A 625-nucleotide genomic window follows, 5' to 3' on the forward strand; every position below is an offset into this window, starting at 1 on the left:
GACATGAGATTGTCGTTGGTGGTGCCTTCGGTGTCGATCAGCACCACGCTCCGGTCACCATTATGCAACTCCGCCGCCGCCAGGATCTCACGCGGCGTCGTGGCGCCGACCAGTTGGAGTGTCTCGGGACGATTGCCGGCCTCCTTGAGCATCTGGGCCCACCGGCTCATGTTTTGGCGAACGTCGCCGTCGATGAGTGTCACCGCGTAGCCGCGATTAAGGGCGACGGATGCCAGCGCCCGCAGCAGGGTCGATTTGCCAGTGCCACCTTTGGCGATAGCGGCAGATATGATCATAGCTTGGGGACCTTCGATGAACCGCTTTTATGCCAACCGCCTGCCCGGCGATTGTCATAACTGAACCCAAAGTGTAGTGTCAATTTATGAGCGCTCAACCGGACACGACAGTGATGTTCAGGGCAGCTTTGGCCGAGATCTCGACGCGCGACGGCTGCGAGGCCGCGCTTGATGCGGCAGCCGCCAACTGGCGCATTACAGCGCGCTTGCCTCTGTCGGCATGATGCGCCAGCGCGATCTGATCTTGATGGTGCCGAACAGCGAGGCGTGCGGAACGGATGATTAGGGCAATATTTGTGGCCGTCGCGCGTCGAGATCTCGGCCAAAGC

At 60.6% G+C, this 625-nt stretch carries 2 protein-coding genes; both read right to left on the reverse strand.

Features of this window, described 5'->3' with window-relative positions; genetic code table 11:
- The coding region (locus tag EOA23_RS35245) for a division plane positioning ATPase MipZ (protein ID WP_145966628.1) at positions 1-296 on the reverse strand (296 nt) is incomplete at its 3' end.
- Positions 297-390: 94 nt separating this feature from the next.
- On the reverse strand, positions 391-625 hold a 235-nt coding region (locus EOA23_RS36205; protein WP_210212533.1), incomplete at its 5' end, for a hypothetical protein.

Origin of the sequence: Mesorhizobium sp. M2A.F.Ca.ET.042.01.1.1, from assembly GCF_003997405.1 — a bacterium.
Taxonomy (GTDB): Bacteria; Pseudomonadota; Alphaproteobacteria; order Rhizobiales; family Rhizobiaceae; genus Mesorhizobium.